This is a genomic window from Phenylobacterium sp. (assembly GCF_041920015.1).
In the GTDB taxonomy this organism is placed as follows: domain Bacteria; phylum Pseudomonadota; class Alphaproteobacteria; order Caulobacterales; family Caulobacteraceae; genus Phenylobacterium.
Genome location: NZ_JAYRST010000014.1, coordinates 20,250 through 38,168 on the forward strand (window position 1 = coordinate 20,250; position 17,919 = coordinate 38,168).

The window sequence follows — 17,919 nt, forward strand, 5'->3', positions numbered from 1 at the left end:
CAACCAAGAGGAACCCCCATGGGACGTCTTTCCGGCAAGACCGCGATCATCACCGGCGCCGGCTCCGGCATCGGCCGCGCCAGCGCGATCCTGTTCGCACAGGAGGGCGCGAACCTGGTCATCGCCGACAAGATGGACAGCGTGAACGAAACCGCCGACCTGGTCCGCCAGGCCGGCGGCAAGGTGGTGGCCGCGACCGGCGACGCCGGCGACGAAGCCTTCGTCGAAAGCCTGGTCGCCAAGGCCGTGGCCGAATACGGCGGCCTCGACGTCGCCTGGGCCAACGCCGGGATTTCCGGCGGCTGGACGACCTTCGACGAGCAGGACGGCGCCTTCTGGGCCGAGATCCTGCGCGTCAATCTGATCGGAGCCTTCCTACTGGTGAAGCACGCCTCGCGGGTGATGATCCCGGCCGGCGAGGGCTCGATCATCTGCACCGCCTCGGTGGCCGGCATCCGCTCGGGCGCGGGCGGCTCGCCCTATTCGGCGTCTAAGGCCGGGGTCGTCAGCCTCGCCCAGACCTCGGCCAACGAGTTCTACGGGACCGGCGTGCGGGTCAACGCCATCTGCCCTGGCCTGATCGAGACCGGCATGACCAAGCCGATCTTCGAGGGCGCCCGCGCGCGCGGCAACGAAGACAAGATCGGCCAGCTCAACCCGCTGACCCGCGGCGGCGTGCCCATCGAAATCGCCAACGCGGCCCTGTTCCTGGCCAGCGACGAAGCCTCCTACGTCAACGGCCAGGCCATCGTGGTCGACGGCGGCCTCTCGTCCTCGCACCCGGTCGTGCGGCGCAAGAAATGATCTACCTGCTGCGTCACGGCCAGACCGACTACAACCGCGACGGCCGCATGCAGGGCCAGACCGACTCCCAGCTCACCTCGCTGGGCATGGCTCAGGTCGAGGCGATGGCCCAGGTGCTGCACGACGAAATCGACGACCTCTCGGGCTGGCGCATCCTCGCCAGCCCCCTGCGCCGCACCCGTCAGTCGGCGGCCATCGTCGGGCGCGCCCTGGGCCTGCCGGTCGCCATCGACCCAGCCCTGATCGAGGTCGGCTGCGGCGCGTGGGAGAATCGGATGTACGCCGACCTGCGCGCCGAACACCCGCAAGCCTTCGCCGGCCGCGAATGGGTGTTCGCCAGCCCCGACGGCGAGCGGTTCGAGGATGTCGACGCCCGGGTCCGCCCCTGGCTCGCGGCCCTGCCGCCCGAGGGCGAGCGCAAGGTCATCGCCGTCAGCCACGGCATCGCCGGCGTGCTGATGCGCGGCGCCTATCTGGGCCTCTCGCGCGAGGCGACCATGGCCCAGGACACGCCCCAGGACGCGATCTTCCGGCTGACGGGGGGCGCGGTCGACCGCCTCGCCTGCGCGCCGGTCGCCGCATGATCTACCTCGTCCGTCACGGCCAGACTCAGTTCAACGCCGAGCGTCGGATGCAGGGATGGCTGGACTCGCCGCTGACCGACCTCGGCCGCGCCCAGGGCGCCGCCATCGGCAGGTTGCTGCGGGGCCTGATCGGAAAACCTGACGGTTGGCGCCTTGTCGCAAGCCCGCTCGGCCGGGCGCAGGCCACCGCCGGCCTGGTCGGCGAAGCCCTCGGCCTGCCGATTGAAACCGACCGCCGGGTCATCGAGGTGTCGTTCGGACAGTGGGACGGGCGGCTGCGCGACGAACTCGCCGCCGAGCATCCCGACACCTTCGGGCGCGGCGGCTGGCAGTTCGCAGCGCCGGGCGGCGAAGGCGTCGAGGCGGTCGAAGCCCGCGTCTCCGACTGGCTGGCCGACCTGCCGCCGGAACCGGAGCGCAAGGTGATCGTGGTCAGCCACGGCGGAGCGGGGCGCGTGGTGCGCGGCGCCTATCTGGGCCTGAGCCGCGAGGAGACCTGGGCGCAGGACGTGCCCCAGGACGCCGTGTTCCGCCTGGCTAGCGGAGCCGTCGAGAGGTTCGATTGTGAACCTGCCCAACCGTGAACCGGCTGGTTAGCGCCATCAGCCCGACCGCCGCGGCCAAGCCCAGGACGAACGCCCCGGCCACCGCTCCAGACAACGCCGCAGGGCTCAGATGCATCGGCGGGCGGTCCATCCAGCGCACCACCGAACCGCTCGGCTCATCGTCCAGCCTGTCGTCGAGATAGTCGCTCATCGCCTGCGCTCCCACGTCTGCGCAGGCCTAACCCCTTCATCGGGCCGAGGTTCCTGGCCGCTGGCGTTCGGACGCGCGGGGCGCTAGAAGCCGCCCACTGAACTTTCAGAGAGACCCATGGCTGGACATTCCAAGTTCAAGAACATCATGCACCGCAAGGGCCGCGCGGACGCGGCGCGGTCCAAACTGTTCTCCAAGCTGTCGCGTGAAATCACCGTCGCCGCCAAGTCGGGCATGCCCGACCCGGCGATGAACCCCCGCCTGCGCCTGGCCATCGCCAACGCCAAGGCCGAGTCGATGCCCAAGGACAACATCGAGCGGGCCGTCAAGAAGGGCGCCGGCGGCGACGGCGAGAACTACGAGGAAGTGCGCTACGAGGGCTTCGGCCCCGGCGGCGTCAACCTCATCGTCGAGGGCCTGACCGACAATCGCAACCGCGCGGCCTCGAACATCCGGAGCATCTTCGCCAAGAACGGCGGCAACCTCGGCGCCTCCGGCTCGGTGACGTTCCAGTTCGACCGCATGGGCGAGCTGACCTATCCCGCCTCCGTCGGCTCCGAAGACGCGGTCATGGAAGCGGCCATCGAGGCCGGCGCCCAGGACGTCGAGTCCGACGAGGAAAGCCACGTCGTCTACACCGCCTTCGAGGACTTCGCCGAGGTTGCGACGGCGCTGGAGGGCGCGTTGGGCGAGCCGAAGTCCAGCAAGATCGTCTGGCGCCCGAAGAACACCACCGCCGTCACCGGCGATGCGGTCGCCACCTTGATGAAGCTGATCGACGCCCTCGACGACGACGACGACGTCCAGAACGTCTACGGCGACTACGACGTCTCCGATGAAGACATGGAGAAGTACGCCTAACCCCGTTTCCCAGCGGACGTGCTATGGCTGGGGCCATGCACGGCGTCATGGAATGGTGGTGGCCGCACTACACGCTCCCGATCCTGGGCAGCGTGATCACCGGCGGCCTGATCGGCTTCGAGCGCGAGCATCGCGGCCGCGCCGCCGGCATGCGCACCCATATCCTGCTCAGCCTGGCCTCGACCCTGTTGATGCTGGCGGCGGTCCATCAGGTGCGCTGGATGGCCGACATCCCGCCGGGCGTCCTGCGCATCGACCCGGCGCGCATGGCGCACGGCGTCCTGACCGGCATCGGCTTTCTCTGCGGCGGGGTGATCTTCCGCGAAGGCTTTTCCGTCCGTGGGCTGACCAGCGCCGCCTCGCTGTGGACGACCGCCGCGCTCGGCATGCTCTACGGGGTCGGCATGTTCGGCCTGGCGGTCGGCGGCGCCCTGACCGCCCTCTTCGTGCTGGCGGGCCTGCGCCTTGTCGAGGAGCGCCTGCCCCGCCAGCGGCATGTCGATATCTCCGTGAGCTACGGCGCCCAGGCTGCGAGCCAAGCCGAACTGACCGCCCAGCTCGGCGCCCTGGGCCTGGTTCCCGACGTGATGACTCACCGCCGCACGCCCGATGGGACCACGGAGCTCTCGGCGACGTTCCGCAGCCGCCGCCGCATCGACGGCCAGGCGCTGGCCGACCGCCTGGGCTCGGACCCTCGCATCGTCGCCTTCGACATCGCCCCGCGCCACGAATAGCCGCGGCGCGGCGCCGCTCGATTTCTCCCAATAGGCGAGTGGGACGAGCCAGTTCCCGCAAACCGGGCGAATGTGCTTGGCGGCGACCGATCCCGTGGCCCAAGTTGCGGCATCTGTAGCGAAGCTCCGCGCGCGGCGCGGCGAGTATGGGGATCGGCGATGAAAGCGATTCTGGCGGCCATGGCGCTCTGCGCGGCTACCCTGGCGGGCCCGGCCTGCGCGGATGTCATCACCTTCGACGACCGCGGCCACGCCGTTCAGTCGCTCGGTCACTACGAGGGCTTCGACTGGACCAACATCAGCACCGTCGCTCCCAAGAAGGTGGGGCTCGGCAATACGGGCTACGGCAAGGGCGTGGTCTCGCCGAAGAACGTCGCCTTCAACGACTATGGCCTGAAGCAGAGCTCGGTCTCGGTGGCCACCGGCACCTTCACCTTCGAGAGCGCCTATTTCACCGCCGCCTGGATCGACGGGCTGAAGCTGACCATCGTCGGCCTCGCCGACGGCGTGCAGAAGTACAAGCAGACCCTGACGCTCAACACCAAGGGCCCGCAGCTCTTCCAGGCCGACTGGGCCGGCGTCGACAAGCTGACCTTCGAAACCTACATCAACGACTGCACCGACAAGGGCCGCCAGTTCGTGATGGACAACTTCAAGTTCGTCTCCGGCGTGCCCGAGCCGAGCACCTGGGCCCTGATGATCGCCGGGTTCGGCGGCGTGGGCGTGATGATCCGCGCCGACCGCCGTCGCAGTCTGGCCGCCGCGGCCTGAGATTGTTCCGCTTGTCCTGGCAGGGGACGGGGCGAGCGGGCGCATACCCCGTTACGCCAGGCGATAGTCCCCTACCGCCAGGGCCTCAAGCGCCCCGGCGACCGCCTGTTCGATCGTGAGATTCGACGTGTCGTAGGCGTGCGTCTCAAGGTCGCCCAAGTTCGAGAACTGGTCCCACATGCGCCCGATGACTTCGGCGTCGCGCATCGGATGCTCTTGGCGCGACACCCCTCGGCCCACCGTAGTTTCGCGCGATGGCCGCAGGACCAGATAGTCCAGCCCCACGTCCGCACGCCGAGCCGCCTCGCGAAACGGCTGGAGAAACCAGGGCCCGACCACGCCATCGAAGAATACGGGATAGGCCGTCGCGAGCACAGCCGCCTGCGCCGCCATCGCATCGGTCACAACGGCGTTCTGCACCGCCGATCGGGACTCCCACGGCGGAATCCAGCCTTTCGTGAAATAGGTCCACAGATCGTCGGAATGGATATGGAGCGCGGCCTCGGCAGGCCACGCCTCAGACAGCCGGCGCGAAATCGTGCTCTTCCCGGCTCCGGGCGGGCCTGTGACGATGACGAGCCGGCCGCTCATATTCACCGCCCCCGAACGGGCTCAGGCCCGCGGATAAAGGATGATCTGGGTGCAGCGGAAAGCGGCCATCAGCTTGCCGGTGGCCGCATCCTCGACCTTGGCGTCCCAGACCTGGGTGGTGCGCCCGCCGTGCAGCAGGGTCGCGGTGCAGACCGCCTCGCCCTCGCGCAGCGTTCCCATGAAGTTGGCCTTCACTTCAGCGGTGGTGAAGCCGTTGGCGCCCTCGGGCCAGGCCGTCGAAACGCCGTAGGCGCAGAGGATGTCGGCCACCGACAGCACCGCGCCCGCCAGCAGGTAGCCGGTATGGGCGACCAGGTCCGGCCGGACCTTGAAACGCCCCACCACCTTGCCGTCCGCCACCTCGACGATCTCCAGGCCGAGATGACCGGGCAGCTTGCCCTCGTTGGCCTGGTTCAGCTTCTCGACGCTCGTATGATTGCTGGTCGCGGCCATGTTCCACACTCCATGGTGGTTTCGCGCAGAGACATGCGGCTGATTCCCCAAGCTGCTAAACCCTTCCCATGACCGACTGCATCTGGATTCAGACCAGCTTCCACCCGGCCTTCAAATGCGGCGGCTGGGCCTATGTCCGCCGCCAGGGCGCCCAGGCGACCGGCCAGGCCGGCGGCGCGCGCTACACCACGCCCCAGCGTATGGCCCTGACCGCCCTGATCGCGGCGCTGAAGGGCCTGCCGCCCGGCTCCGTCTCGATCCAGATGAACGATGGCGCTGTGGCCCGCACCGCCGCCCTGATCGCCGCCGGCCGCCCGCCCCAGGGCGAGGCTGCGCCAACCGACGACCTCGACCTCTGGGCCCAACTCACCGCCGCCCTGGCCGGCCGCAAGCCGGCCTTCGCCATCGCCCAGCCCAGCAAGGCCGCCCCCACCGGCTTTTCCGCCGCCTGGGCCGAACTGGCGCGCGACAAGGCCAATGCGCAGGGCGCCTTCGCCTCGGCCATTCCCAAGCCCAACCTCGCCAAGGTCCCCGGCCTCCTCCTATAGTCGCGCTCCGCCGCAGCGAGCCCGCCCTTGACCCTCGACGACATCGCCGCCCTCCTGGCGCCGCACCGGCCCGCCGCTGGCCCGTTCCTGCTGGGGATCACCGGCTCGGTCGCGGTCGGCAAGAGCACCTTCGCCGCCCAGCTCGCCGAGCGCCTGGCCCAGGACGGCGCGGCGGTGGAGATCGCCTGCACCGACGGTTTCCTGATGCCCAACGCCCGGCTGGAAGCCCTGGGCCTGCTGGGCGCCAAGGGCGCGCCGGCCACCTACGATCACGCCGCCCTGCGCACGGCGCTGACCGGCATCCGCAGCGGCCCGGCGGTGTTTCCAGCCTATTCGCACGTCACCTACGACATCGACCCGGCGCTAGCCCGCCGCCTCGCCCCGCCCGATGTCCTGCTGATCGAGGGCCTGACCCTGCGACACCCCGACACCGGTCCGCCCGCCCTGCTCGACGCCATGGTCTATCTGGAGGCCGACGAAGCCGACCTGGAGCGCTGGTACGTCGCCCGCTTCCTGGAGCTCTGGGAGGCGGCCGAGCATGACCCGACCTCGTTCTACGCCCGCTTCCGGCATATGGACCGCGAGCAGACCGACGCCCTGGCCCGCATGGTCTGGCGCGACGTGAACCTGAAGACCCTGCACGACCATATCGTCCACGCCCGCCCGCTCGCCGACCTGGTGGTGCGCAAGGGCCCGGACCACGCCTTCCTGTCCGTGAGCGCCCCATGACCTCGACCACCACCGCGGGCGAGGCCCGCCCCGGCGTCAGCCGCAACGCCCTCCTGCTGCTGGCGGGCTGGATCGTCTCGGGCGCAGCCCTGGTCGCCGCGCCAAGCGAGGCGCCGGGCCGCGTGCTGACCTTCGTCTTCGTCCTGCTGGGCTGGGTCCTGGCGGTGATGGCCCACGAGTTCGGCCACGCCTTCGTCGCCTACAAGGCCGGCGACCACACGATCCGCGCCAAGGGCTATCTCACCCTCGATCCGCTGAAATACGTCGACCTCGGCGTCTCGATCGTCATTCCGATCCTGGCGGTGGTGCTGGGCGGCATCGGCTTTCCGGGCGGAGCGGTCTATCTGCGCGAGGATCTGATGCGCACCCGCGGGCTGCGCGCGCTCGCCTCCCTGGCCGGCCCGCTCGGCACCCTGCTGGTCTTCGTGCTGCTGATCGCCGCCCTCTGGGCGGTCGCGCTTTCGCCGCTCGACACGCCGGGCGCGCGCATGCTGTGCGACGCCCTCGCCTTCCTGGCCTTCCTCCAGGCCACGGCCTTCGTGCTCAATCTGATGCCGGTCCCGGGGCTCGACGGCTACGGCGTCATCCGTCCGTTCCTGCCCGCCGCCATCGCCCAGCCGCTGCGCAAGTTCGAGGGCCTGGCGATCCTGGCCCTCTTCCTGGCGATCTTCCTGATCCCCCAGGCCTCGCTGCTGATCTTCGCGCCGGCGCTGTTCCTGACCGATGTCGCGGGCCTCCCGCGCGAGATGATCCAGGCCGGCTGGGACGCCTTCCGCTTCTGGAGCTAGGTTCCGGGATGGGAGTCCGGCCGGCTCATCGGGCCGGCGAAGGTGCTCACGCGCCGCTCGCCCTGCCACAGCTCGGCGCCATAGGCGTGCGCGCGGCGGGCCGCCTGCTCCAGCGCCGCCTCGTCCGAAGCGCAGCGCCACTCCTCGACGTCTGCGAATTTGCCGTCGGAATTCAACACGTAAAGCCGATAGTCCATCTTCCGCTCCTTTCTGCAGGGCCTAACCAACGCGAGGCCGAGCGGTTCCTTCAACCATTGCTTAACCCTGGCGCCGTCCTGTGCCAGTCTTGGAACAGATGACGAACGCGCCGATTCCCATGTCCGTCCCCCTCCGCATCCTCGGCCTCGACCCCGGCCTGCGCCGCACCGGCTGGGGCGTGATCGCGGTGGACGGCGCGCGCCTGGCCCACGTCGCCCATGGGGTGATCGTCCCGAAGGAGACCCTGCCCTTCGCCGAGCGCCTGCTGGTGCTGTTCGAGGAGATCGCCAAGGTGGTCGAGACCCAAGCCCCGCACGAGGCGGCGGTGGAGGAGACCTTCATGAACAACAACGCCGCCTCGGCCCTGAAGCTCGGCCATGCGCGGGCCATGGCGATGATCGTGCCCGCCCGCGCCGGCCTGCCGGTGGCCGAATACGCCGCCACCGTGGTCAAGAAGTCCGTCGTCGGAACCGGCGGGGCCGAGAAGGGCCAGGTCGGCTTCATGATCGCCCGCCTGCTGCCGACCGCCGGCAAGACCACCGCCGACGCCGCCGACGCCCTGGCCGTCGCCATCGCCCACGCCCATCACCGCAAGCTGCGCCGCATCGGAGCGGCGGCATGATCGGGCGGCTGCGCGGCCTGGTCGCCGAGATCGGCGAGGAAGAGGCCCTCATCGACGTGGCCGGGGTCGGCTACGTCGTGCGCTGCGGCTCGCGCACCCTGGCCCACCTGCCGCCGCTGGGCGAGGAGATCGTCCTCCACATCGAAAGCCAGTGGTCCGAGGCCCACGGCCTGAAGCTCTACGGCTTCCTCGGCCGCGACGAGCGCCGCGCCTTCGTCACCATGCTGACCATCCAGGGCGTCGGGCCCAAGGCGGCGCTGGCCGTGCTCGACGTCCTCGCCCCCGTCGATCTCGTCTCGGCCGTGGCGCGCGAGGACAAGGCCGCCATCGCCCGCGCCAACGGCGTCGGCGCCAAGCTCGCCCTGCGCCTCATCACCGAACTGAAGGACAAGCAGCTCACCGAAGGCCCGGTCGCGGCCTTCCACGCCCAGGTCCACGCGCCCGCCGCCCCGCCCGCGCCCAGCAATGTCGGCGAGGCGGTCGCCGCCCTGCTCGGCCTCGGCGTCGCCGAGGTCAACGCCCGCCGCGTGGTCGAACAGGCCGCCCTGCGCCTCGGCGACGACGCCGACATCCCCGCCCTCATCAAGGCCGGCCTGCAGGAGTTGGGACGGTGACCCGCATCGTCTCTCCAGACGCCCAGCCCTTCGAGGCCGGGCCGCACGACAAGGCGCTGCGCCCGCAGACCCTGGCCGAATTCGTCGGCCAGGAGCAGGCCAAGGGGAACCTCAAGATATTCATCGAGGCGGCCAAGGGCCGCGGCGAGGCCCTGGACCACGTGCTGCTGTTCGGCCCGCCGGGCCTGGGCAAGACCACGCTGGCCCAGATCGTCGCCCGCGAGCTGGGGGTAAACTTCCGCGCCACCAGCGGCCCGGTGCTGGCCAAGGCCGGCGACCTGGCGGCCATCCTCACCAACCTCGAACCGCGCGACGTGCTCTTCATCGACGAGATCCATCGCCTGGCGGCGAACGTCGAGGAGATCCTCTACCCGGCCATGGAGGACCACGTCCTCGACCTGGTGATCGGCGAGGGGCCGTCCGCCCGCTCGATCCGCATCGACCTGGCGCCCTTCACCCTGGTCGCCGCCACCACCCGCGCCGGCCTGCTGGCCACGCCCCTGCGCGACCGGTTCGGCATCCCCCTGCGGCTGGAGTTCTACACCCACGCCGAGCTTTCCAAGGTGTTGAGCGGCGCGGCCGCCAAGCTGGGACTCTCCCTCGCCCCCGGCGGGGCCGGAGAGATCGCCGCCCGCTCGCGCGGCACGCCCCGCGTCGCCGGCCGCCTGCTGCGCCGCGTCCGCGATTTCGCCGCCGCCGACGGGGTGGAGACCATCGACGCCAAGGCCGCCGCCCAGGCGCTCGCCCGCCTCGATGTCGACCAGGCGGGCTTGGACGCCCTCGACCGCCGCTACCTCCAGGCCATGATCGACAACTATGGCGGCGGCCCGGTCGGGGTGGAGACCATCGCCTACGCCATCGCCGAGGCCAGGGACGCCGTCGAGGACGTGATCGAGCCGTTCCTGATGCAGCAGGGCTTCATCCAGCGCACGCCGCGCGGCCGCATCGCCTGCGCCAAGGCCTACGCCCATCTCGGCCTTACGCCCCCGCCGCAACCCACGCCCGGCGGCCAGCCGACCCTGTTCGACGAGTAGACCTCAGAGCCGTCACCCGGTCATCCCGGCGAAGGACGGCGGTTCTCAGCCCAGCGGCTCCAGCGCCACGTCGAGGAACCGTTGCAGGGTCGGGGTCGCATCGCCCGCGCGCCAGACCAGGCCGCTTTCCAGATAGGCCCCCTCGCCCGGCAGGCTCATATAGCGCACGCCCGTCCGCGCCAGGTGACGCAGCGAGGCGGGCACCAGCGCCACCCCGATCCCGGCCGAGACCAGGGCGATGATGGTCTGCATCTGGATCGCCTCCTGCACGATGCGTGCGCCGCCGGTCAGGTCGGTCAGGGTTTCCATCACCAGGTCGTAGAAAGCCGGCGTCGAGCGGCGTGGGAAGATCACCCCCGGCGCGCCGACCAGGGCGCCCGGCGCCAGTCGTTCGCCGTCGTGGGCCAGCCGCCCCGCCTCGACCCAGCTTTCGGGAACGGCCGCCACCAGCGGCTCGACCAGCAGTCGCCGATAGCTCAGCCGATCCGGCAACCCGCCCGGCGGAGGAATGATGATCCCCGCATGTCCCTGGCCCTCCAGCAGGGCGGCGATCTGCACGTCGCTGGTCGCCTCGCTGAGCGTGATCTCCACCTCAGGATGCAGGGCGAGGTAGCGCCGCACCAGGGTCGGCAGGATGCTGTAGTCGGCGGTGCTGACGAACGACAGCTCGAGCTTGCCGGTCTCCCCGTCGCGCAACTGGCGAGCGATCTCCGGCAGCCGGCCGAGCCCATCCATGGCCGCCCGCACATGCGGCAACCACTGCGCGCCGAACGGGGTCAGCGCCACCTGCCGCTTGGTGCGCACGAACAGCGGCGCGCCCAGTTCCCGCTCCAGCGCCATGATCGACTGGCTGAGCGGCGGCTGGGTCATGGAAAGCTGCTCGGCCGCCCGCCCGAAATGCAGGGTCTGGGCCACCGCCAGGAAGTGCCGGAGCTGCCGCGCGTGCATATTAATATGCTTATACGACCTAATAATCACCGCTTAATATATTTCACCAACCAGACGCCATTGGCTACGGATAGGCGCGCGCAAGACCTTTCCAGGAACGACCTCATGCCGACCTATCGCTCCCGCACCACCACCCATGGCCGCAACATGGCCGGCGCCCGCGGCCTGTGGCGCGCCACAGGGATGAAGGACGGCGACTTCGGCAAGCCGATCATCGCGGTGGTCAACTCCTTCACCCAGTTCGTGCCGGGCCACGTCCACCTGAAGGACCTCGGCCAGCTCGTCGCGCGCGAGATCGAACGCGCCGGCGGCGTGGCCAAGGAGTTCAACACCATCGCCGTGGACGACGGCATCGCCATGGGCCACGACGGCATGCTCTACAGCCTGCCCTCGCGCGAGCTGATCGCCGACAGCGTCGAGTACATGGTCAACGCCCACTGCGCCGACGCCATGGTCTGCATTTCCAACTGCGACAAGATCACGCCCGGCATGCTGATGGCCGCCCTGCGGATCAATATCCCGACCGTCTTCGTCTCCGGCGGCCCGATGGAGGCCGGCAAGGTGATCCTGAAGGGCAAGGAGGTCGCCCTCGACCTGGTCGACGCCATGGTCGCCGCCGCCGACGACAAGATTTCCGACGCCGAGGTCGCCTCGATCGAGCGCTCGGCCTGCCCGACCTGTGGTTCCTGCTCGGGCATGTTCACCGCCAACTCGATGAACTGCCTGACCGAGGCGCTGGGCCTGTCACTGCCCGGCAACGGCTCGACTCTCGCCACCCACGCCGACCGCGAGCGGCTGTTCCTGGAAGCCGGCCACCTGATCGTCGACATCACCCGCCGCTATTACGAGCAGGACGACGCCTCGGTGCTGCCGCGCTCGGTCGCCTCCTTCGCGGCGTTCGAGAACGCCATGAGCCTGGACATCGCCATGGGCGGCTCGACCAACACCGTGCTGCACCTGCTGGCCGCCGCCCACGAGGCGCAGGTCGACTTCACCATGGCCGACATCGACCGCCTGTCGCGCAAGGTGCCTTGCCTGTCCAAGGTCGCTCCGGCCAAGGCCGACGTGCACATGGAGGATGTCCACCGCGCCGGCGGCATCATGGCCATACTGGGCGAGCTCGACCGCGCCGGCCTGCTGCACACCGACCTGCCCACCGTCCACGCCAAGAGCATGGGCGAGGCCCTCGACCGCTGGGACATCAAGCGCACCAACAGCGAGGCGGTGCAGACCTTCTTCAAGGCCGCGCCGGGCGGCGTGCCGACCCAGGTCGCCTTCAGCCAGAACCGCCGCTGGGACGACCTCGACCTCGACCGCGAAGGCGGCGTGATCCGCGAAGCCAGGCACGCCTTCTCGCAGGACGGGGGGCTGGCCGTGCTGTTCGGCAATCTGGCCGAGGATGGCTGCATCGTGAAGACCGCCGGGGTCGACGAGGAGATCCTGAAGTTCAACGGCGTGGCGCGCGTTTTCGAGAGCCAGGACGCCGCCGTCAGCGCCATCCTGACCGGCAAGATCGTCGCCGGCGACGTGGTGGTGATTCGCTACGAAGGCCCCAAGGGCGGGCCGGGCATGCAGGAGATGCTCTATCCGACCAGCTACCTGAAATCGAAGGGCCTGGGCAAAGCCTGCGCGCTCATCACCGACGGCCGCTTCTCGGGCGGCACCTCGGGCCTGTCCATCGGCCACGTCTCGCCCGAAGCGGCCGAGGGCGGGGTGATCGGCCTGGTCGAGGACGGCGATCCCATCGTCATCGACATCCCGCAGCGGATCATCCGGCTCGACATCCCCGACGCCGCCCTGGCCGAGCGCCGTGCGGCGATGGAGGCCAAGGGCGCTGCCGCCTGGAAGCCGGCCGAGCGCAAGCGCGTCGTCTCCCCCGCCCTGCGCGCCTACGCCGCCCTCACCACCAACGCCGCCCGCGGCGCGGTGCGCGACGTCAGCCAGGTCGAATAGCCACTAGGTGTCATCCCGGTTTCGGCGCAGCCGAAGACCGGGACCCATTCGCGCCTTGTCTTAAAGAATGAGGCGCCGTCCAGTCGCCTCCTGCTCCATCCGGTGTTCATGGGTCCCGGTCTTGCTTCGCAAACCGGGAGGACACGGATTTGAAGCTGGCCCCTTCCTAGTCCCGCCCCTAAATCTTGGCGCCATGCAGACCCCGATCCCCAGCGCCGGCGTCATCGACGGGCGCGAGCACGCCCTGCCTGTCCGCGTCTATTACGAGGACACCGACTTCACCGGGGTCGTCTACCACGCCAACTATGTTCGCTATTTCGAGCGCGGACGATCCGACTTCCTGCGCGTCGCCGGCGTCCGTCACGCCGACCTGCTGGACCGCGACGATCCGGCCGCCTTCGCCATCGTGCGCATGGAGATCGACTTCAAGCGCGCCGCGCGCATCGACGACGCCCTGGTCGTGCGCACCGCCTATGACGCCGCCAGGGGCCCGCGGCTGTTCATCTCGCAACGAATCACCCGCGGCGAGGAGCTGGTCTGCGCCGCCAAGGTCGAGGCCGCCTGCATCGACCTGGCCGGCCGGCCACGCAAACCCCCCGCCGGAATGCTGGAAACCCTGCGCCCGTACTTCGCGTAAGGTTTCCGTAAAACCGCCTTCACCTTTTCCGCGTTAGAAGCCGGTTAACCCAAACCGGCGGCCTTAAGATCGCCACCGCGCGCGGCTTGAAGTCGTGCGCTCGAACCTCGACCGGAGCCTCAGGAGCGCATGGACCCCGCCGCGATCACCGCCGACAGCTTCAGCTTCGTCAACCTGTTCATCCGCGCCGACTGGGTGGTCAAAGGGGTCATGATCGGGCTGATCCTGGCCTCGCTGTGGTCCTGGACCGTCATCATCGAAAAGACCCTGCGCCTGACCCGGCTGAACCGGGAGGCCGGCGCCTTCGAGGACCAGGTCTCCACCGGCCGCCCGCTGGAGGACATCGCCGCCGAGGCTGGCGAGCGCCCCGTCGCCGCCCTGCCCCGCATGCTCCAGGGCGCGCTCAAGGAATGGCGCGACGCCCGCAACCGCGGCGCCATGAGCGAAAGCCAGGTGGCCATGCTGATCCAGCGCATCGACCGAACCCTGGACACCACCATCGCCCGCGAAAGCGCCCGCGTGGAGAACGGCCTCGGCTCGCTGGCCATCGTCGCCACCGCCTCGCCGTTCGTGGGCCTGTTCGGCACCGTCTGGGGCATCATGAAGGCCTTTCAGTCGATCGCCGTCGAAAAGTCGACCAACCTCGCCGTCGTCGCCCCCTCGATCGCCGAGGCGCTGTTCGCCACCGCCATCGGCCTGATGGCCGCTATCCCCGCCTATATCGCCTACAACAAGTTCTCGACCGACGCCGGGCGCTACGCCGGCCGCCTCGAAGGCTTCGCCGACGACCTGTCGACCGCGATCCAGCGCCGCCTGGCCGAACGGGGCTGACCGATGGCGCTCTCCTCCCACGACGCCTTCGCCGCGCCGGGCGGATCGCGCCGGCGCCGCGGCCGCCGCTCGCGCGGCGCCCTGTCGGAGATCAACGTCACGCCGCTGGTCGATGTGATGCTGGTGCTGCTGATCATCTTCATGGTCTCGGCCCCGCTGCTGACCAGCGGCGTTGAGGTCGAACTGCCCAAGACCGAGGCCGGCGCCATGGAGGACCAGAACGAGCCTCTGACCGTCTCCATCCGCGCCGACGGCTCGCTGTTCATCCAGGAGGACGCCACCCCGTTCTCCAGCCTCGCCCCGCGCCTGCGCGCCATGGCCGGCGACGACGCCAAGCGGCCGATCTACGTCCGCGCCGACGGCCGCGCCTCCTACGCCATCGTCGCCCAGGTGATGGCCGCGCTGTCGACCTCGGGCTTCACCACCATCAACCTCATCACCGACACCGGCGGACCGTCCTCGGGCGGCGAGCCGCGCTGAGGGCTCGATGGCTCGCGCGCGGTCCGAATTCTCCGGTCCCATGCTCGCCTCGGCGCTGCTGCACGCCGGGGTGATCGCGGCCGCCCTGATCTCCTGGCCGTGGGGCCGCCAGTTGCCGCTCGGCTCGGCCGTGCCGATCAACATCGTCGCCAACGCCCCGGTCACCGACCTCGCCCCGGCCGAGCAGGGCCCGCAGGACCAGCTCGCCCAGACCGAGGAACCGGTCCCCGAGGCGCCCGCCCCGCCGGCCGCCCCCCCCCCCGCGCCCGCCCCGCCGACGCCCCAGCCCCAGCCGGCCCCCAAACCTGCGCCCACGCCGCCGAAACCCGCGCCGACACCGACGCCCAAGCCCGCCGCCAAGCCCACGCCTGCTCCCGCGGCTCCCGCCAAGCCGGCCCCGGCCAAGCCCGCGCCCAAGGCCGAGAAGAGCCTCGACCTCGACGCCCTGGCCGCCAGCGTCGCCAAGAGCAGCCAGCGCTCCTCCGCCGCCAAGGGCCCCGCCCGCCAGGCCACGGCGCCGGAGGCCCGCCCCGACCTCGGCTCGGGCCAGGCCGCCTCGGCCATCGCCGGCATGAGCGACGAGATCCAGAAGCGCTGGAATCCCAATTGCGAGGTCGAAGGCGGCCGCGACGTGCGGCTGAAGGTGTCCTTCACCCTGGGCGCCGGCGGCCAGGTGGTCGGCCAGGTCGACGCCCGCGGCGCCGAGCATTCCTCCGATCCGGTCGTGAAGGCCGCAGCCGAGCGCGCCATCCGCGCCGTCTACGCCGCCGCGCCCTTCACCCGCCTGCCCCGCAACCTCTATGGCCAGCGCTTCGACTTGAACTTCAAGACAAGCGAGGCCTGTTCGTGACCAAGGAGACCCGCCCCATGCGCATGAAGTCCCTGGCGCTCGCGCTCGTGGCCGCCCTCGTCTCGACCGCGGCGGTCACCACGCCCGCCCGCGCCCAGATCGAGGTCGACATCAACCGGGGCGACGTCAAGCCGCTGCCCATCGCCATCCCGGCGTTCGGCGGCTCCCAGGGCGCCGAGATCGCCCAGGTCATCACCGGCAACCTCGAGCGCTCGGGCCTGTTCGCGCCGATCCCGCAGAGCGCCTTCATCGAACAGACCCTGGACGTCAACGTCCAGCCCCGGTTCCCCGACTGGAAGACCATCAACGCCCAGGCCCTGCTGAACGGCCAGGTCACGGTCGAGGGCGGCCGGCTGACCGTCAATTTCCGCCTGTGGGACGTCTATGCCCAGCAACAGCTCCTGGGGCTGCAGTTCACCTCCACCCCCGACAACTGGCGCCGGGTCGCCCACAAGATCTCCGATGCGGTCTATGAGCGCCTGACCGGCGAAAAGGGCTATTTCGACACCCGCGTGGTGTTCGTGGCCGAGAGCGGCGGGCGGCTCGACCGCAAGAAGCAACTGGCGATCATGGACCAGGACGGCGCCAATCCGTCCTATCTGACCGACGGTTCGTCGATCGTGATGACCCCGCGCTTCTCCTCGACCAGCCAGGAAATCACCTACATGGCCCTGCGGCCGGAGGGATCGTCCGTCTACCTCTTCAACCTCGAAAGCGGCCGGCGCGAGACCCTGGGCGATTTCCCGGGCATGGTCTTCGCGCCGCGCTTCTCGCCGGACGGCGGCCGCGTCGCCTTCTCGGTCGAGCGCGCCGGCAACACCGACATCCACGTGATGAACCTGCGCAGCCGCACGACCACGCGCCTGACGTCGGACCCGTCGATCGAGACCTCCCCGTCCTTCTCTCCGGACGGCGCCCGCATCGTCTACGCCTCCGACCGCGGCGGCAGCGCCCAGCTCTACGTGATGGACGCCAACGGCGGCGGCAGCCGGCGCATCTCCTTCGGTTCGGGCATCTATACGACTCCGGTCTGGAGCCCGACCGGCGAATACATCGCCTTCACGCGTCAGAACGGCGGCGAATTCCACATCGGCATCATGCGGCCCGACGGCTCGGACGAGCGCATCCTGACGACCAGCTATCTCGACGAAGGCCCGACCTGGGCCCCGAACGGCCGTGTGCTGATGTTCAGCCGCGAAACGCCCGGCGGAGCTCCGCGTTTATGGACCGTGGATGTGACCGGCCGCATCCAGCGGGCCGCGCCGTATCCAGGTTCCGGCACCGACCCGGCCTGGTCGCCGCTGCTGAATTAATGCGTGTTTTCAGGTGTAAATTTCCCGTTCCGCAGTCTTTTGACATGTCCGTCAAAGGAAATGGCGGGTAGAACAAGGCACAGGCTGTGGGAACCGCCGTCGTCGTAAATTCAAAAGGAGAAGCCAACGTGCAGAGCTTCAGTACCAAGCACGCCCTTCGACTGGCCCTGGTCGCGGCCGCCGCCATTTCGGTGACGGCCTGTGCGTCGAAGCCCAAGCCGGCCCCCACGCCGGAGCCCCCGCCCGCCGCGCCTGCGCCCGCGCCTGAGCCGGCCCCCGCCCCGCCGCCGCCGTCGGCCTCGATCATCCCCGGCTCGGCCGCGGACTTCGCGCAGAACGTCGGCGACCGCGTCTATTTCGATCTCGACCGTTATGACGTGCGCGCCGACGCCGCCCCGGTGCTCGACGCCCAGGCCGCCTGGCTGGTCCGCTACCCCGCCGTCCAGGTCCGCATCGAAGGCAACGCCGACGAACGCGGCACCCGCGAGTACAACCTCGCCCTCGGCTCGCGCCGCGCCAACTCGGTGAAGGAACACCTCGTCTCGCGCGGGGTCGCCCCCTCGCGCATCGCCACCGTGTCCTACGGCAAGGAACGCCCGATCGATCCGGGCGCGAACGAGGAAGCCTATCAGCGGAACCGCAACGGCCACACGGCCATCATCAGCGGCGCCCAGTAAGGTCTGATCTGCAAGGTTCGACCTGATCCGTGCGGGAGGGGGCCTTCGGGTCCCCTCTTTGCATTTGCGCTCTACCTTCCCCGCCGCGCACGGTTTCTTGCGATCGCAGCCTTTGCATCGCAAACCAAACAGCCCCAATTTGG

Annotated in this window: 24 protein-coding genes; 19 read left to right on the plus strand and 5 right to left on the minus strand. The window is 69.9% G+C overall.

The genetic code is table 11. The features are described 5' to 3' along the window. The first annotated feature begins 18 nt into the window (after window positions 1-18). From ACE3TL_RS04805 to ACE3TL_RS04815, 3 genes are read left to right on the plus strand one after another with little or no spacing between them, the layout of a single operon-like run. A complete protein-coding gene (locus ACE3TL_RS04805) occupies window positions 19-804 on the plus strand; it encodes an SDR family NAD(P)-dependent oxidoreductase (protein ID WP_374577586.1) in 786 nt (261 codons plus the stop codon). Continuing rightward, the gene (locus tag ACE3TL_RS04810) at window positions 801-1,388 is read left to right on the plus strand and encodes a histidine phosphatase family protein (RefSeq protein ID WP_374577587.1); all 588 of its coding nucleotides are present in this window, start codon (window positions 801-803) and stop codon (window positions 1,386-1,388) included. Before ACE3TL_RS04805 ends, ACE3TL_RS04810 begins: the two co-directional genes overlap by 4 nt. Continuing rightward, window positions 1,385-1,972 carry a histidine phosphatase family protein gene (locus ACE3TL_RS04815; RefSeq protein WP_374577588.1) on the plus strand — a complete coding sequence of 196 codons (588 nt, stop codon included), beginning with the start codon at window positions 1,385-1,387 and terminating at the stop codon, window positions 1,970-1,972. The genes ACE3TL_RS04810 and ACE3TL_RS04815 overlap by 4 nt, the downstream gene beginning before the upstream one ends. On the opposite strand, the gene ACE3TL_RS04820 is transcribed toward ACE3TL_RS04815, so the two are convergent. Next, window positions 1,926-2,144 (minus strand): hypothetical protein, encoded by a 219-nt coding sequence (locus ACE3TL_RS04820; protein ID WP_374577589.1) that lies wholly within the window; start codon window positions 2,142-2,144, stop codon window positions 1,926-1,928. The genes ACE3TL_RS04815 and ACE3TL_RS04820 overlap by 47 nt on opposite strands. Window positions 2,145-2,261: 117 nt before the next feature. On the opposite strand from ACE3TL_RS04820, the gene ACE3TL_RS04825 reads away from it, so the two are divergent. The 3 genes from ACE3TL_RS04825 (at window position 2,262) to ACE3TL_RS04835 (ending at window position 4,510) form a co-directional block, all read left to right on the plus strand. Continuing rightward, window positions 2,262-3,005, plus strand: a complete 744-nt coding sequence (locus tag ACE3TL_RS04825) for a YebC/PmpR family DNA-binding transcriptional regulator (RefSeq protein ID WP_374577590.1) — start codon at window positions 2,262-2,264, stop codon at window positions 3,003-3,005. A gap of 35 nt (window positions 3,006-3,040) precedes the next feature. Then, window positions 3,041-3,739, plus strand: a complete 699-nt coding sequence (locus ACE3TL_RS04830) for an MgtC/SapB family protein (RefSeq protein ID WP_374577591.1) — start codon at window positions 3,041-3,043, stop codon at window positions 3,737-3,739. 159 nt (window positions 3,740-3,898) lie between these two features. Beyond that, a complete protein-coding gene (locus ACE3TL_RS04835) occupies window positions 3,899-4,510 on the plus strand; it encodes a PEPxxWA-CTERM sorting domain-containing protein (RefSeq protein ID WP_374577592.1) in 612 nt (203 codons plus the stop codon). Window positions 4,511-4,561: 51 nt separating this feature from the next. Here ACE3TL_RS04835 and ACE3TL_RS04840 read toward each other — a convergent pair whose 3' ends face one another. Continuing rightward, on the minus strand, window positions 4,562-5,101 hold the full coding sequence (locus ACE3TL_RS04840) for an AAA family ATPase (RefSeq protein ID WP_374577593.1): 540 nt from the start codon (window positions 5,099-5,101) through the stop codon (window positions 4,562-4,564). A 21-nt stretch (window positions 5,102-5,122) separates the two neighbouring features. Beyond that, on the minus strand, window positions 5,123-5,554 hold the full coding sequence (locus tag ACE3TL_RS04845) for a PaaI family thioesterase (protein ID WP_374577594.1): 432 nt from the start codon (window positions 5,552-5,554) through the stop codon (window positions 5,123-5,125). Window positions 5,555-5,622: 68 nt separating this feature from the next. On the opposite strand from ACE3TL_RS04845, the gene ACE3TL_RS04850 reads away from it, so the two are divergent. Genes ACE3TL_RS04850 through ACE3TL_RS04860 form a run of 3 tightly spaced genes read left to right on the plus strand, consistent with a single transcriptional unit; the run spans window position 5,623 to window position 7,619 of the window. Beyond that, a complete protein-coding gene (locus ACE3TL_RS04850) occupies window positions 5,623-6,102 on the plus strand; it encodes a hypothetical protein (RefSeq protein ID WP_374577595.1) in 480 nt (159 codons plus the stop codon). A gap of 27 nt (window positions 6,103-6,129) precedes the next feature. Beyond that, window positions 6,130-6,831 carry a hypothetical protein gene (locus ACE3TL_RS04855; protein WP_374577596.1) on the plus strand — a complete coding sequence of 234 codons (702 nt, stop codon included), beginning with the start codon at window positions 6,130-6,132 and terminating at the stop codon, window positions 6,829-6,831. After that, a complete protein-coding gene (locus ACE3TL_RS04860; protein WP_374577597.1) occupies window positions 6,828-7,619 on the plus strand; it encodes a site-2 protease family protein in 792 nt (263 codons plus the stop codon). Before ACE3TL_RS04855 ends, ACE3TL_RS04860 begins: the two co-directional genes overlap by 4 nt. On the opposite strand, the gene ACE3TL_RS04865 is transcribed toward ACE3TL_RS04860, so the two are convergent. Next, the gene (locus ACE3TL_RS04865) at window positions 7,616-7,816 is read right to left on the minus strand and encodes a hypothetical protein (RefSeq protein ID WP_374577598.1); all 201 of its coding nucleotides are present in this window, start codon (window positions 7,814-7,816) and stop codon (window positions 7,616-7,618) included. The two genes, ACE3TL_RS04860 and ACE3TL_RS04865, sit on opposite strands and share 4 nt — an antisense overlap. A 119-nt stretch (window positions 7,817-7,935) precedes the next feature. Between ACE3TL_RS04865 and ruvC the strand changes: the two genes are divergently transcribed. The 3 genes from ruvC to ruvB are packed head-to-tail and all read left to right on the plus strand — an operon-like array spanning window position 7,936 to window position 10,087. Further along, a complete protein-coding gene (gene ruvC, locus ACE3TL_RS04870) occupies window positions 7,936-8,439 on the plus strand; it encodes a crossover junction endodeoxyribonuclease RuvC (protein WP_374577599.1) in 504 nt (167 codons plus the stop codon). Next, window positions 8,436-9,053: a Holliday junction branch migration protein RuvA gene (ruvA, locus tag ACE3TL_RS04875; protein WP_374577600.1), complete on the plus strand. Its 618-nt coding sequence runs from the start codon at window positions 8,436-8,438 to the stop codon at window positions 9,051-9,053. The genes ruvC and ruvA overlap by 4 nt, the downstream gene beginning before the upstream one ends. Beyond that, window positions 9,050-10,087: a Holliday junction branch migration DNA helicase RuvB gene (gene ruvB / locus ACE3TL_RS04880; protein WP_374577601.1), complete on the plus strand. Its 1,038-nt coding sequence runs from the start codon at window positions 9,050-9,052 to the stop codon at window positions 10,085-10,087. The genes ruvA and ruvB overlap by 4 nt, the downstream gene beginning before the upstream one ends. Before the next feature lie 45 nt (window positions 10,088-10,132). Here ruvB and ACE3TL_RS04885 read toward each other — a convergent pair whose 3' ends face one another. Beyond that, window positions 10,133-11,035: a LysR family transcriptional regulator gene (locus ACE3TL_RS04885; RefSeq protein ID WP_374577602.1), complete on the minus strand. Its 903-nt coding sequence runs from the start codon at window positions 11,033-11,035 to the stop codon at window positions 10,133-10,135. A 105-nt stretch (window positions 11,036-11,140) separates the two neighbouring features. Here ACE3TL_RS04885 and ilvD point away from each other — a divergent pair, with 105 nt between their 5' ends. The 7 genes from ilvD (at window position 11,141) to pal (ending at window position 17,776) form a co-directional block, all read left to right on the plus strand. Then, complete coding sequence (gene ilvD / locus ACE3TL_RS04890; protein WP_374577603.1) at window positions 11,141-12,988, plus strand: dihydroxy-acid dehydratase; 1,848 nt, start codon at window positions 11,141-11,143, stop codon at window positions 12,986-12,988. Window positions 12,989-13,181: 193 nt separating this feature from the next. After that, the gene (gene ybgC / locus ACE3TL_RS04895; protein WP_374321887.1) at window positions 13,182-13,625 is read left to right on the plus strand and encodes a tol-pal system-associated acyl-CoA thioesterase; all 444 of its coding nucleotides are present in this window, start codon (window positions 13,182-13,184) and stop codon (window positions 13,623-13,625) included. Between the two features lie 129 nt (window positions 13,626-13,754). After that, window positions 13,755-14,456 carry a protein TolQ gene (tolQ, locus tag ACE3TL_RS04900; RefSeq protein WP_374577604.1) on the plus strand — a complete coding sequence of 234 codons (702 nt, stop codon included), beginning with the start codon at window positions 13,755-13,757 and terminating at the stop codon, window positions 14,454-14,456. A 3-nt stretch (window positions 14,457-14,459) separates the two neighbouring features. After that, a complete protein-coding gene (locus tag ACE3TL_RS04905; RefSeq protein WP_374577606.1) occupies window positions 14,460-14,936 on the plus strand; it encodes an ExbD/TolR family protein in 477 nt (158 codons plus the stop codon). 7 nt (window positions 14,937-14,943) lie between these two features. Beyond that, entirely contained in the window at window positions 14,944-15,786 is an 843-nt protein-coding gene (locus ACE3TL_RS04910) for an energy transducer TonB (RefSeq protein WP_374577607.1), read from the plus strand. Window positions 15,787-15,803: 17 nt separating this feature from the next. Further along, window positions 15,804-17,099 carry a Tol-Pal system beta propeller repeat protein TolB gene (gene tolB / locus ACE3TL_RS04915; protein ID WP_374577608.1) on the plus strand — a complete coding sequence of 432 codons (1,296 nt, stop codon included), beginning with the start codon at window positions 15,804-15,806 and terminating at the stop codon, window positions 17,097-17,099. Between the two features lie 128 nt (window positions 17,100-17,227). Then, complete coding sequence (gene pal / locus ACE3TL_RS04920) at window positions 17,228-17,776, plus strand: peptidoglycan-associated lipoprotein Pal (RefSeq protein WP_374577609.1); 549 nt, start codon at window positions 17,228-17,230, stop codon at window positions 17,774-17,776. Window positions 17,777-17,919 lie beyond the last annotated feature (143 nt).